This window comes from Kibdelosporangium aridum, assembly GCF_900176515.1.
Classification (GTDB): domain Bacteria; phylum Actinomycetota; class Actinomycetes; order Mycobacteriales; family Pseudonocardiaceae; genus Kibdelosporangium; species Kibdelosporangium aridum.
This window is the reverse complement of the sequence record NZ_FWXV01000008.1, coordinates 318,776-331,851: the sequence shown is the minus strand read 5'-3', so window position 1 is coordinate 331,851 and position 13,076 is coordinate 318,776. Positions and strand designations below refer to the sequence as shown.

The 13,076-nt window shown below is 67.7% G+C and carries 10 protein-coding genes; 5 read left to right on the top strand and 5 right to left on the bottom strand.

Features of this window, described 5'->3' with window-relative positions; all coding sequences use genetic code 11:
• Positions 1–22: 22 nt before the first annotated feature.
• Positions 23–3,079: a lantibiotic dehydratase gene (locus B9C43_RS37350; RefSeq protein ID WP_084431581.1), complete on the top strand. Its 3,057-nt coding sequence runs from the start codon at positions 23–25 to the stop codon at positions 3,077–3,079.
• Positions 3,076–4,380 (top strand): lanthionine synthetase C family protein, encoded by a 1,305-nt coding sequence (locus B9C43_RS37345; protein WP_084431579.1) that lies wholly within the window; start codon positions 3,076–3,078, stop codon positions 4,378–4,380. The genes B9C43_RS37350 and B9C43_RS37345 overlap by 4 nt, the downstream gene beginning before the upstream one ends.
• Positions 4,381–4,409: 29 nt before the next feature.
• On the opposite strand, the gene B9C43_RS57815 is transcribed toward B9C43_RS37345, so the two are convergent.
• Positions 4,410–5,741: a hypothetical protein gene (locus tag B9C43_RS57815; protein ID WP_084431577.1), complete on the bottom strand. Its 1,332-nt coding sequence runs from the start codon at positions 5,739–5,741 to the stop codon at positions 4,410–4,412.
• A complete protein-coding gene (locus B9C43_RS37335) occupies positions 5,738–7,333 on the bottom strand; it encodes an NAD(P)/FAD-dependent oxidoreductase (RefSeq protein ID WP_084431576.1) in 1,596 nt (531 codons plus the stop codon). Before B9C43_RS37335 ends, B9C43_RS57815 begins: the two co-directional genes overlap by 4 nt.
• A 198-nt stretch (positions 7,334–7,531) precedes the next feature.
• On the opposite strand from B9C43_RS37335, the gene B9C43_RS37330 reads away from it, so the two are divergent.
• Positions 7,532–8,245: a flavodoxin family protein gene (locus B9C43_RS37330; RefSeq protein WP_084431574.1), complete on the top strand. Its 714-nt coding sequence runs from the start codon at positions 7,532–7,534 to the stop codon at positions 8,243–8,245.
• A gap of 125 nt (positions 8,246–8,370) precedes the next feature.
• Complete coding sequence (locus tag B9C43_RS37325) at positions 8,371–9,600, top strand: acyltransferase family protein (RefSeq protein WP_084431572.1); 1,230 nt, start codon at positions 8,371–8,373, stop codon at positions 9,598–9,600.
• Here the strand turns inward: B9C43_RS37325 and B9C43_RS37320 are convergent.
• Genes B9C43_RS37320 through B9C43_RS37310 form a run of 3 tightly spaced genes read right to left on the bottom strand, consistent with a single transcriptional unit; the run spans position 9,548 to position 12,092 of the window.
• Positions 9,548–10,018 (bottom strand): hypothetical protein, encoded by a 471-nt coding sequence (locus tag B9C43_RS37320; RefSeq protein WP_084431570.1) that lies wholly within the window; start codon positions 10,016–10,018, stop codon positions 9,548–9,550. The genes B9C43_RS37325 and B9C43_RS37320 overlap by 53 nt on opposite strands.
• Positions 10,015–11,421, bottom strand: a complete 1,407-nt coding sequence (locus B9C43_RS37315; protein WP_084431568.1) for a sensor histidine kinase — start codon at positions 11,419–11,421, stop codon at positions 10,015–10,017. Before B9C43_RS37315 ends, B9C43_RS37320 begins: the two co-directional genes overlap by 4 nt.
• A complete protein-coding gene (locus tag B9C43_RS37310; protein WP_084431567.1) occupies positions 11,418–12,092 on the bottom strand; it encodes a response regulator transcription factor in 675 nt (224 codons plus the stop codon). The genes B9C43_RS37315 and B9C43_RS37310 overlap by 4 nt, the downstream gene beginning before the upstream one ends.
• A 113-nt stretch (positions 12,093–12,205) precedes the next feature.
• Between B9C43_RS37310 and B9C43_RS37305 the strand changes: the two genes are divergently transcribed.
• On the top strand, positions 12,206–12,955 hold the full coding sequence (locus B9C43_RS37305; RefSeq protein WP_235039074.1) for an SGNH/GDSL hydrolase family protein: 750 nt from the start codon (positions 12,206–12,208) through the stop codon (positions 12,953–12,955).
• Positions 12,956–13,076: the final 121 nt, after the last annotated feature.

The following is a 13,076-nucleotide window of genomic DNA, read 5'->3' as shown; positions in this document are numbered from 1 at the left end:
CAAACGACCCAGGAGGGCTGTGATGGTAACCAGCACCCGGTTTCGCGCGCTCGACTTCGCGATCGTGCGGCTTTCAGCACGATCGTCGGGCGACGGGGATTACCCGGCACCGCAGGAACTGGACCGCCCCGAGGCGGTGAACGCGTTCCTGCGCGAGGTGTGTGCTGATCCCTATGTCCGCGAGGCGATCGAGGTGTCCAGCCCGTCGCTCGCCGCTGCTCTGGACAAGATCAGCTCTGGTGCACTCACCGATCCGGCCAGGCGGCGCCGCGCCGCGCTGTCACTCAACCGGTACCTGGCCAGGATGACGCAGCGGCCGACCCCGTTCGGACTGATGGCCGGCGTGGCAGCCGCCCAGTTCGACGACCAGCCGAAGATCCGCGTCGGGACCGGGCACCGCAGGCACGTACGCGTCGACCTGAGCTGGCTGGCCGAGGTGATCCGGCCCCGCGAGACCGATCCGGCGGTGCTCTGCCGGCTACGAGTGGTCCGCAACGACCTCTGCTTCCTCCGGGGCGACCGGCTGGTGCTTCCCTTGGTACCGGAGGAAAGCGGCGTTCGCGGCCCGGACGACCGCGAGCGCACCGTCCGGCACACCCGTCCGGTGCGTGCCGCACTGGCGGCCGCACACACCCCGATCACCTTTCCGGTACTGCTCGCGCGGCTCGGCGCGGAGTTCCCGCAAGCAGGCGAGGAGGTGCTCACCAAACTGGTCACGCAACTGGTGGCACTGGAGTTCCTGGTCACCGACCTGCGCCCGCCCGCGACCACCGAGGATCCGATCGCGCACGTGCTCGCCCGCGGCGGTCCCGCGCCCGAGCTGGCAAAGGTCCGTGACGAACTCGACCGCTATGCCGCCACCCCGGTCGGCCAGGGACTCGACGCGCTGCGCGCCGTGACGGCCACCATGCGAGGCATCCACGACCAGGCGCAGCTGCTGCACGTCGATCTCGGCATGGATGCCGACCTCGTGCTGCCCGCCGCCGTCGCGGACGAGCTGGCCGCCGCCGCTGAAGTCGCCTGGCGGGTGGCCCCGCCGCGGCTGGCCCCTGCCGACCCGCTCGCGGCCTACCGCATGGATTTCATCGAGCGGTACGGCACCGGAACCGTTGTGGGCATCAAGGATCTGCTCGACGCGGAACGTGGTATCGGCCCGCCGGCCGGGTACCTGTTGCCGCCGGGCAACCGGTCGGTCAGCACCGGGCGCCCCGGCGAATCCGAGCGCGATGTCACCTTGCTCGCACTGGCCGAGCAGGCGGTCGCGCGGGACAAGCGTGAGGTGCTGCTGGACGAGGACACCATCGAGCGGCTCGCCCGCCCGGGCGCCCCCGGAGAGCGGGGCTCGTACGCGGAAATCTGCGCGCAGCTGCTCGCCGACTCCGAAGACGCCTTGCGGCGTGGCGAGTTCCGGCTCGTCGGCGGTGGTGACGTGAACTTCACCCGGGTCGGCGCGTTGTTCGGCCGGTTCCTGCCGTTGGTCCCGCAGCTGCGGGACAAGGTCGGCGCGGTGGCCGCGGACCTCGTCGCCGAGGACGGGGTGACCCCGGCACAGGTGGTCACGCCGCCGCTGCATCCCCGGATGGCCAACGTGACGCAGGTGCCCAGGTTGACCAGTGAGGCGATGGTGTTCGGCGCGTACGCCGAGCGCCCGTCCGAGCTGAGTCTCGACCACCTCGGGATCACCGCGGACTTCGACCGGTTCGCCGTGGTGTCGCTGCGGGACGGACGGGAGATCGCGCCCCTGGTGTTCCACTCGCTCAACCCGAACCTCGCCGTGCCGAACGCGGTGCGCCTGCTGATCGAGATCGGCGAGAGCCGCACTCCCTCCTGGCCGCTATGGCACTGGGGCGCCGCCGCGGATCTGCCGTACCTGCCCCGGATCCGCCACGGCCGCACAGTGCTCAGCCCGGCGCGCTGGCTGCCCGACCCCCGGCTGCGCGCGGATCTCGGCCGCGGCGAGTGGTCCCGGCTCTTCGAGCGCTGGCGAGCCGACTGGTCTGTGCCGCGGATCGTGTACGCCACCACCGCGGCCGACCGCCGGATCCGGCTCGACCTTGACTCCGCTGCCGCCGTGGAGCTGCTGCGCGCGGACCTCAGGAAGCGTCCGGCACTGGTCCTGCGAGAGGAACCCGCCGGCGGTGAGTTCGGCTCCGGCTGGGCACGCGGGCACGCCGCTGAGGTGGTCGTGCCGGTCGTGCCACTGCGCCCGGCCCGGCCACGGGCAAGGGCCGCGGCCGCCTCTCGCCCCTTCGTCAGCCGGTCGTACCCACCGGGTGGGGAATGGCTGTACCTCAAGGTGTACGCCCACCGTGGCAGACACACCGAGCTGCTCACCCACCACCTACCCGTACTGGTGGCGCGGGCACAGCCGCTCAGCGACCGGTGGTTCTTCCTGCGCTACGCCGACCCGGCTCATCATCTGCGCGTCCGGTTCCACGGTGACCCGGACGCGCTCAACAGCGAACTGCTGCCCATCGCGCACCGATGGGCGGCCGAGCTGATCGAGGCCGGACTGATCGCGGAGCTGGCGACCGGCACCTACCAGCCGGAGATCACCCGATACGGCGGGCCGAGTGCGATCGACGCCGCCGAACGCGCGTTCCACGCGGACTCGCAGTGCGTACTGGAGCAGCTCATCCTGCGCGAGCAAGGAAAACTGGAGCTGCCGATGGGTCTTCTGCTCGCCGCCAACCACCTCGAACTGGCGCGGCTGCTGCACGGCGACGACGGGTGGCAGGACTGGCTGCTCGCCACCTTCGCGAAAGACAAGCACCACAAGGCGTTCCAGCAGTGCCGGCGCGAGGCCGTCCGGCTGCTCGATCCCAGTGATCTCACCGCACTGCCGGGCGGCCAGGAACTGCTGGACAGCTGGCGACGTCGGGCTCCGCTGCTACGGGACTACGCGCGAGCGCTGCGCGACGCCGACAGCGGCGAGGTGTCGAGCGCGTTCGCCTCGATGCTTCACGTGCACCACAACCGCCTGAGCGGCGCCAGCCTCGACGAGGAACGTGACGCCTACGCCATCGCCCGCGGTGTCGTGCAGGCCCACCAGGACCGCGAACGACAGGAACGCCGATGACCACGCACATCGTGACCGAACTGGCCGACCGGCTCGTCGACCCGGCCCGGGTGGCGGTGACGACAGACGCTCCTGGCAACGCGTTGCGGACGGACAACGGCGACCTCACGCTGTGGACCCCGGTGGGATTGTCAGACGGTCATCCCGCGCTGGCACTGCTGTACGCCGAGCTCAGCGCGAGTGATCCCGGGCTGCGTGAGCACACCCACGCCCATCTGCGGGCCGCGATCGCCTCGACCGCCCCACGACCGGGCGGCGGTCTGTTCGGCGGCCTTGCGGCAGTGGCGTTCGCGGCACATGCGGCAGCAACGGAGTCCGGTGGCTACCAGGCGATGCTCACGCAGTTCGACCAGGCGATCAGCCGGGAATGCCAGGCACTCGCCGCCCGTGACCGTGCGAAGATCGCCAACGGCCAGGCGATCGGCGGGTGGTCGGGTTACGACGTGCCCGTGGGCATCACCGGTGTCGGCAGGCACCTGCTGGCCCGCTACCAGTTGACGGGGAGCCAGGCGGTGCTGGCCGCCCTGGAGGATGTGCTGGCAACACTGGTGGACATCGCGCTCGCCGGCGACATCGACGTACGGGGACGGCGCATGCCGGCGTGGTGGAACCACCACGACACGGCGGGAATCCCGGCCGAAGGGGGCGGACACCTCAACTTCGGGATGGCACACGGCGTGGGTGGTCCGCTGGCACTGCTGGCGCTCGCCTGGCAGGCCGGGGTGGCAGTGTCCCGGCACGACGAGGCCATGCTGCGCATCCTGTCGTTGATGCGGAAGTGGCAACTCGACGACGAATCAGGCCCGTTCTGGCCGTATTCGGTCACCCTGGACGGGCCCTCTCCCCCGGGCAGGTACCGCGAGGTGTGGTGCTACGGCGCCGCCGGTATCGGACGCGCACTGTTCCTGGCCGGGACCGCGCTGGACGACGCGTCGTGGCGCGAAACCGCACACGACGCGTTGAGAGGCGCGTTCACCATCGCCCTCACTGGACACAACCGGATCCGGGACTCCGGGCTGTGCCACGGCTGGGCAGGCTTGCTGCAGATCGCCTCGCGGATGGCGTTCGACACCGGGGACCGGTACTACACCGAAACCGCGGACGAACTCGCTGTGCGGCTTGAGAAGGCCTACGACCCGGAGGCACCGTTCGGCTTCCGGTACGACTACCCCGGCTCGGTCAGGCCCCTCGACCGCCCCGGTTTCCTGGAAGGCGCGGCGGGCATCGCGCTCGCCCTGCACTGCCACGCCACCGGCAGGCCACCGGTCACCGGCTGGGACGCACCGCTGCTGATCAGCTGACGGTTACCGGGTCTCGCTGATCCTTGGCGTCACGGGATCAGTACAGGCACGGTGAGGGCGATGAAAACGGTCAACGTCCACAGGGCTGGCGCCGATCCCAGTGACTGCTGTCTACGGCCTTGCACTCGGGCCTGTTCCGCTGCGTTGCGCGTCATCCACCAGGGGTTCGTACGGCTTTCCAGCCAGTAGTAGACCGCACCGAGTGCTGCTCCGTACGCCAGGTGCCCGGCCAGTGACGGGAAACCCGCGGCCAGTGCGGCCGGATCCCAGCGGACCGGGCTTCCGGTGAAGACGGGCAGCAATGTGAGGTTGCCCAGGATCCACCAGAAGAACCCGTAACACAGGCCCCACCCGATGCCGGAGACCGCGTCGAAGCTCTGGCGCCGGAACAACACCGCGTAGGACGCCCCGATGATCTGCGAGATCACCAGGTGCACGATCAGGCCGACGACCGGCTCGGACGATCCGACCATGCTCGCGACCAACGGCAGTACGCCCACCACAACCATGACAACGGTGAACAGGGCACCGCCCACCAAGCCTGCCACGGCGCCGTAGCCAACCGCGCGGAACCCCCGGGCTCCTGGCGATTCGACCGGGAACATGCGCACGTCGTCGACGAAGAGCCCACGTGCCACCGAACCCAGCCACGTGTAGAGCACCGCGGTCAGCCCGCCCAGCAGGAGGTAGCCCGGCAACTGGTCGACCGGCGGCCTTGCCCAGTCCAGTTTCACGTTGAGCAGCAAGGGTTCGGCGGTCAGTCCGAACAGGACCCACCAGAGGAACCCGTAAACCGCGCCGCGGACCAAGGCAGGCCCGGTGTTCTCCCGATCGCGGAACAGGTACGGGTAGAGCAGCCCGGCGGCCAGTCCTATCAACCAGCCCCAACCAAGGTGACTGAGCATTCCCGCGATCACACCTGCGAGGCCACCACGGACCAGTGCGGTGGCAGGCGGTCGAGTTGAGGGTTGGTCACCTCGCAGGACCATGTAGACAAGTGCCACGGCCATGCCGTAGCAGAGGTGGCCGATCAGGCTGGGCAGCAAGGCCCGCGCCGAGGAGAGATCCCAGCTCACAGGTTCGCCGCGGAACAGCGGCAGCAACGTCAGCGGGCCGAGGAACCACCAGAAGGCCCCGTACAGCAGCCCCCAGAGGACAAGCTCTCGTTGCCGGGACACGATCAGCCCGAACCCGGCGCCGATGATCACCGCGAACACCATGTGCACCGCGAATCCCACGACGGCAGAGTCGGTTCGCACGATCGAGGCGACTGTCGGCAGCATGCCGTACACCGCCATGGAGACGCCGAACACCAGTCCGCCAGCGACGCCCGCGATGGCACCCCGCGCCGCCGCGTTCATCGGGGCACCTCATCCGGGCTCGTGACTACGATGTCGCGAGGGAAAACCAGGTCCAGTCCCCAGTCGAACGCCACTCTGATCCGTTTCTCCAGCCCTGGCAGCTTCGCCAGGTAGATCCCGCGCCACAGCAGCCATGCGGCCAAGCCTGAGAACCGGCGGCCACGGATGTCCGCCGCCGCCGTTCGATGTCCGAGTGCGACGAGCAGGCCGAGAGTCCGGAATCGGAACTCCGCAGGCTCGCGTCCACTGAGGACTGCTGCGATGTTGTCGGCGACCGCCTTGCCTTGCCGCAGTGCGTGCTGTGCGGTCGGCGGGTAGTACGTGCCATCCGGGTCGGGAATCCGGGCACAGTCACCCACAGCCCAGAGATTTTCAAGGCCGGCAGCGCGCAGTCGCGAGTCCGTCGCTATCGCCTTGGCGCCTACCAGAGGACTCGGGCGGTTGCCCGCGGTCCACACGAAGGTGTTCGTGGCGATCCACTCGCCGTCGTCCAGCCTGACAGCATCGGCGGTCGCCTCGGCGACGCGTACACCGAGCCGACAGCGGATTCCTCGTGCGCGCAGCCTCTCCAAGGCGTAGTCGGCCAGTTCCGCCGACATCTCGGGCAGAATCCGGTCGCCGGGGTGCACGAGCAGGAAATCCGGCTCGTCGAGGCCGACCCCCGGGAAGTAGTGCGCGGTCCGGTACACCAGGTCGAACAGTTCCGCGATCATCTCCGTGCCCGCGAACCCGGCACCGGCGACCACGAACGTCAGCAACTGCCTGCGCTGCACGGGATCGGGTTCGCTGTCGGCCAGTTCCAGCTGCCTGATCACGTGATTGCGCAACCGAGTCGAGTCGGCGAGGTTCTTCAATGTCCAAGCGTGCTCCGACACGCCAGGCAGATCGAACGAATGCGGCACAGAACCGACCGCGAGGACCAAGTGGTCGTACGGGATCACGTCGTCACCAAGCTGAACAGTTCGGGACCCGGTGTCGAATTTCCGCACACGTCCGTTTCGAAAACGAGTGTGCGCGACGGCCGACCGGATCGGTGCACTGATGTGTGCCGGTTCCAACGCTCCGGACGCCACCTCGGCGAGCATCGGCGTGAACAGCAGGAAGTTCGAGTCGCTGATCAGCGTCACATCGATCGGCGCACCGCGGGCGGCGAGCTGCTCGAAGCGCTTTGCCGCAGCCACACCAGCGAATCCGCCACCCACGATCACGATCCTGGCCGCTTCCCGCACGGGTTGTTCTTTGTGGACGTTCGGCACGACGGCCAGCACCAGCCCGGTCAGCCCGCCGTGCAACACGTCACCGACCAGAAATGGATAGGACTGCAGTACGGCCGTAGCCGACCAGGTCGGTGTTTCACCCCGCAGCAACGGCTCCAGCGTCAGCACGACCAGCAACCAGCCGAGCACACCCACCAGCACACCGCTGGAGGCGACGACCGCCGCGTTGGACCGCCCGTGCCCGCTCACCAGCGCCACGACGACACCGGCCACAACTGCATAAAGGCTGTACCACCCGATTGACATCCCCTGTACAGCCAACACCGGTACGGCACAAAGCAACCCAACGACCGCGCCGACCACCAGGTCACGCATGAGCCAGCACCCTCCCGTCACACCGGTCAACAGAAGAAAGCCTGACACGATCCGCTCGGGAAAGTCCTTACAGAACACTCACGGCGTAGCGTAATCAGTGGTTAATGGTCAGGGCGCTGGACGATGCCTAGAGTCGGTCGGACCATGCCTGGCACAGGCGTCTCGGCAGGCGACCAACCGTCGCAATAGGAGTGACCAGTGAGTTCTCGGTTCGAGGGGTTGCGTGCCCTGTTCTTCAACGGGACGTTGAAGCGGTCGCCTGAGCCCAGCAACACGGAGGGTCTCATCCGGGTGAGCGCGGACCTGATGGCGCGGGAAGGCGTCGAGGTCGAGGTGATCCGGACCATCGACCACGACATCGCGGTCGGCGTGTACCCGGACATGACCGAGCACGGATGGGCCAGTGACGAATGGCCCGCGTTGTACGAAAAGGTGTTGGCCGCCGATATCCTGGTCCTGTGTGGACCGATCTGGCTTGGTGACAACTCGTCGGAGACCAAGAAGCTGATCGAGCGGTTGTACGCGTGCTCGCACCTGCTCAATGACGCAGGCCAGTACGCCTACTACGGCCGGGTCGGCGGCTGCCTGATCACCGGCAACGAGGACGGCGTGAAGCACTGCGCGATGAATGTGCTGTACAGCCTTCAGCACCTGGGCTACACCATTCCGCCGCAGGCCGACGCGGGGTGGATCGGCGCGATCGGACCTGGACCGTCCTACCTGGATGCCGGGTCCGGTGGACCGGACAACGACTTCACCAACCGCAACACCACGTTCATGACGTGGAACCTCATGCACCTGGCTTCGATGCTGAAGGCCCATGGCGGAATCCCGGCGCACGGCAACCAGCGGGCGGCCTGGGACCGGGGTGAGCGGTTCGACTTCATCAACCCCAATCCCGGATACCGCTGAAAGAGGCCCGCTCCACCTGGATGAGCTAAGCCAGGCTTGGTGCGGAGCGCCGCACCTACCGACAACGACAAGACTGCGACTTGACAGGGACGTCACGTCGACACGGAGGCTGCAGAGTCGGCCCCATGACACAGCTCCAGCCGACCGGAATCGCTCGCAAGGCGCATCAGCCCGCGTTGGACGGGTTACGAGGTGTCGCGATCCTCGGAGTGCTTCTGTTCCACTCGGACTACCTGTCCGGTGGTTTCCTTGGCGTGGACCTGTTCTTCGCTTTGTCCGGCTACCTCATCACCGATCTGCTGCTGCGCGAGATCGAGGTGACCGGGGCGGTGTCACTGGTTGCCTTCTGGGGCAGGCGGATCCGCCGGCTGCTGCCCGCGCTGGCGACGATGCTCGCCGTTACCGCCGTGGTGGTCTGGGCGGCGGGGTCGCCGGAGATGGTGCGCACGACTCTCTCAGACGGCCCGTGGGTGCAGTTGAACCTGGTCAACTGGCACCTGCTCGCCCAGGAGGCCAGCTATTGGGACAGGTTCGGCGAAGGCGAAGCCAGGGTGTTCGAACACCTGTGGAGCATCGCGGTGGAGGAGCAGTTCTACCTGGTCTGGCCGGCGCTCCTGCTCGCCATCGCGTGGTGTGGCCGACGACGGGTGGACGGCCGGGTCGCGGTCATCGCTGCCCTGGCCTCTGTGGCCTCGCTGGTGTTGATGATCGCCCTCGTGAATTCCGTCGACCCGACCCGCGTCTACACCGGCACTGACACTCGAGCGTTCTCCTTGTTGTTGGGAGCAATGGTCGCCACGCGATCGGCGCGCGCCATGCTGGCCCGTGTGGTCGGCCGGCGGGGGGTTGTCGTGTTGACCTTGACGGTCGGCATCGGCACGGCGTGGTTGCTGGTCGACGGGGTCAACTCGGTGTGGTTGTTCACCGGCGGGCTCTTCGCGCACTCGCTGGCCTCGGCACTGCTGATCGGGCTGTGCGTACAGGCACCGCAGGCGTTGGTCGCCAAAGTCCTTGCTTGGCAACCGATCCGGTGGTTGGGGTTGATCTCCTACAGCTTGTACCTGTGGCACTGGCCGGTGTTCGTGTTGCTGTCGCCGCAACGCGGTTGGGTGCAGACGGTGGCAGCGTTGGCCATGTCGATTGCTTTGGCGGCGTTGTCGAAGTACCTCGTAGAAGACCCGATTCGGTTTCGCGCCAGGTGGGCCGTTGGACGAAGCGGGTTGTTCGCGTTCGTGGCGCTGATGATCGGACTGGCCGCGCTGTGGATTCTGCTGCCTGCCCCGGCTCCGGCCACCATCGACATCACCGAACTGGGCATGTCCGCAGCTTGTCCGACTCCGGGGTGGTCAGGGTGAAGTGGACTTGCACCTTGGTGTCCCTCGATCCCCCGCTCTGCACGTGAACACCAAGCGCGGTACACACGATCTGGTCGATGCCCCGCGGGGTCACTTCGCGAATCGCCAATGGCACAGTCAGTTGGATCACCTCCGGCGTGGTGGTCACCACGACCTGCCTTGGCGCGTTTGACGCGATCTCTGTGTGCAGGTCCGAGTTGCCAGGCCCAGTCAGGAGCAACGACATCGCCTCGGAGATCGAGCCCAAGCGCTCGGTTGGCCGCAGATCCGGCTCGAGTTCGTTGCGCGCGTTGACGAAGTACAAAGTCACGCCAGGCGCGACGCCCGTCGGGGCGTCACCGGCATCGGTCACACCAGAAGGATGGACTCCACAGCCCGCGAGCAACAAAGCGGCTACTGCCAGCCACAACCGATTCACGCGTCCTCCCTCGGCAGGGACAGCACGAACCGTGCCCCGCCCGCAGCTGTGTTGCTCGCGGTGAGATCACCGCCATGCAAGCGCGCGTTCTCCAATGCGATCGCCAACCCGAGCCCACTGCCTGGCGTGCGGGCACGAGCGGCATCGGCTTTGTAGAAGCGGTCGAACACGTGCGGCAAAACGTGTTCAGGCAGGCCAGGTCCACTGTCCGTGACCTCGATCCGCACCTGCTCGCGTGACGCCGAGACGCGCACGCGGACCGGCGGTCCACCGTGCCGCAGCGCGTTGCCGACCAGGTTGGCCACGATGACGTCCAGCCGCCGCCGGTCCAGCCGCAGCACGATCTCGTTTGGTGCCGACACTTCCACCTGGTCCAGCCAGCCTCGGGCGCGCAGGCAGTCCCGCACCGCGCCGGCCACGTCCACGTCCTCGACCCGGAGGTGAGCCGTGCCCGCGTCGAACCGGGACACCTCCATCAAGTCCTCGACGAGCCGGACCAGCCGGTGGGTCTCGGTGATCGCCAACTGCGCGGACTCCCGGGCGTCCGGCTCCATCCCGTCAGCCGTGGTCGCCAGTACCTCCACGACTGCCGTGAGGGTGCTCAGCGGGGTGCGCAATTCGTGCGAGACGTCGGCGGCGAATCTCCTGGCGTCGGCTTGCATCCGCCGCATCGCCGCCATCGAGGTCTGCACCGACTCAGCCATCTCGTTGATGGTGACGGTCAGTTCGGCCAACTCGTCGGCGCCCTGAGGTGCCGAGCGCGCGTTGAGGTCACCCGCGGCCAATCGACGCGCGGTGTTGCGAAGCTGGCGCACCGGGCGCAGCACGCTGCCCGCAGCCAACAGCGCCAGCAGTACAGCCAGCGGCAACGCCAATGCGGCAGTGCTGACGGCGGACCTGGTGAGGCCGTTGATCTCTTCCTCGACACTGGTGAGGTCGTGCACGGAGTACACCTCGATGCCGGACGGCGTACGCGCGCCGTCCGGCGCGGTGATCATGATCGGCGTGCCAACCAGGAGCCAAGGCGTACCGTTGACGGTGATCCGTTGCGTCACAAGCCGGTTCCGGGTGCGCACAGCGGTGCGCAGTTCAGCGGTGACCAGATCGGGGCCAGTGAAATTGGCAGACCTCAGGTCCTGATACGTCACCAGCGTGTCCCCGACGACGGCCGCGCGCAGCCGGTCGAGCGCGTCCTGGCCCGGCGGATAGGTCAGCTGAGGGGTGATCGCACGGATCTGGCCGACGACGGTCTCAGTGATCCGTTGCTGGGCCGAGGAGACCAGTGCGGTGCTCGCCGATCCGGCACTCGACCAGGCCGCTGCGGCGGCGCCGAGCACGGTCACCAGCGCGAAAGCGACCAGCAACCGGACGCGGAGCCCCCGCGGCCAGAACCATCTGGTCATACCGGTCCGAACCGGTAGCCGAACCCTCGTACGGTCTGCACGTACTCCGGTACCGCCGGGTTGGTCTCGATCTTCGCCCGCAGCCGCTGCACGCAGTTGTCGACCAACCGGGAGTCACCGAGGTAATCGTGCTCCCATACCTCCTCCAGCAGTTGCTGCCGGCTGAACACCCGGCCAGGAGCCCGGGACAGCGTCAGCAGCAGCCGCAGCTCGGTCGGCGTCAAGGACACCGGCTTGCCGTGCAACGAGACTGTCAACGCCGTGGTGTCGACCTGCAAATCACGGTGTACTCGCACACCCTCGGATGTCCCCGTGCTGCGACGCAGCACCGCGCGAATACGCGCGTCGAGCACAGTGGGTTGCGCGGGCTTGACCACGTAATCGTCCGCTCCCGCCTCGAGCCCGCCGACGATGTCGAAATCGTCGCCACGCGCGGTCAGCATGATCACCGGTACTTCGCCTGCCGCCCGGATGTGGCGGCACACGTCGAGCCCGTCGATGCCCGGCAGCATCAGGTCGAGCACAACCAAGTCCGGTGTGGACGCTCGGAACTCTCGCAGCCCGTCCTCGCCGGTGTCCGCCGTGCGGACTTCGTGACCGTGTCTGCCCAGCGCCAGCTGGAGACCACGTCGGACAAGGGGGTCGTCCTCGATGAGCAAAATCGCCGCCACCCGTCGAGTATGGACAAATCCAGGGCCCGGCCGCCGGTCGTGGTGGATGCCTGCGACACAACCGCGACATGGCAGCGGAGACGCCGCGACACGGCGACGGCACCGTCGAAGACATGATCAAGACACGAAATCTCACGCTGGGCCTGGCCGGGTTGCTCCTGCTGACGAGTGCCTGTTCCAACCAGTCCAACTCCGCGACCACCGACACGACCGCCGGAGCGGGACTGTCCAAAGTTCTGTTCCTCGGCGACTCCATCGCGGCAGGCGAGGCGCTGCCCCTTGCCGCCGCGTTCCAGGCAAGCGGCGTGGGGTTCCAGTCCATCGCCTCCGAGGGTGGCGGGAACGTGGTCGGCCCCTTCTCCGACAAGAACTGGGAGAAACTGCCAGGGCAGATCACCTCAGCCAAACCGGCTGTGGTCATCTACCAGCTCACCACCTACGACTGGGGCAGTGAGCAGGAGCAGCAGGCCGCCTATGGCAAGCTGCTGACCACAGTGACCGGGGCCGGTGCGAAACTGGTCTTCGTCACCGCGCCGCCGATCAGGCCTGACGACTTCTACAAACCACACATGGCCGCCCTGGACCGCTCCCCCAACGTCGCCCGAGCCGTCGCGGCGAACGCCCCGGGCCAGGCGAACGTGCTCGACGCCAGCGCGGTGTGGGGCGCCACCTACCTGCAGGTCAAGGACGGCAAGGCCGACCGCAGCGCCGACGGCATCCACACCTGCCCACAAGGCGCCGCTCGCTTCACCCACTGGTTGCTTGCCGAACTGGCGAGACTGTTCCCCGGCTTCACCCCCGCGGCCGCGCAGGCTTGGGCCAATACCGGCTGGTCCGCCGACAACCACTTCAAGGGCTGCTGACCCGCTGCCAAGGCCCACACCGTGCCCACCGAGGTCGACGGATGCACTCACGTCACCTGGCATCACCACCACCGAAAGATGAGGTGGCTTGATCGTCCGGCGCCACGGCTTACTTCGCCGT

Coding starts and splice junctions, on each gene's coding strand:
- B9C43_RS57815 (WP_084431577.1), bottom strand. CDS start 5,741: ATGAACGCGGCGGCGCGGGGTGCCATCGCGGGCGTCGCTGGCGGACTG.
- B9C43_RS37350 (WP_084431581.1), top strand. CDS start 23: ATGGTAACCAGCACCCGGTTTCGCGCGCTCGACTTCGCGATCGTGCGG.
- B9C43_RS37325 (WP_084431572.1), top strand. CDS start 8,371: ATGACACAGCTCCAGCCGACCGGAATCGCTCGCAAGGCGCATCAGCCC.
- B9C43_RS37335 (WP_084431576.1), bottom strand. CDS start 7,333: ATGCGTGACCTGGTGGTCGGCGCGGTCGTTGGGTTGCTTTGTGCCGTA.
- B9C43_RS37305 (WP_235039074.1), top strand. CDS start 12,206: ATGATCAAGACACGAAATCTCACGCTGGGCCTGGCCGGGTTGCTCCTG.
- B9C43_RS37315 (WP_084431568.1), bottom strand. CDS start 11,421: ATGACCAGATGGTTCTGGCCGCGGGGGCTCCGCGTCCGGTTGCTGGTC.
- B9C43_RS37345 (WP_084431579.1), top strand. CDS start 3,076: ATGACCACGCACATCGTGACCGAACTGGCCGACCGGCTCGTCGACCCG.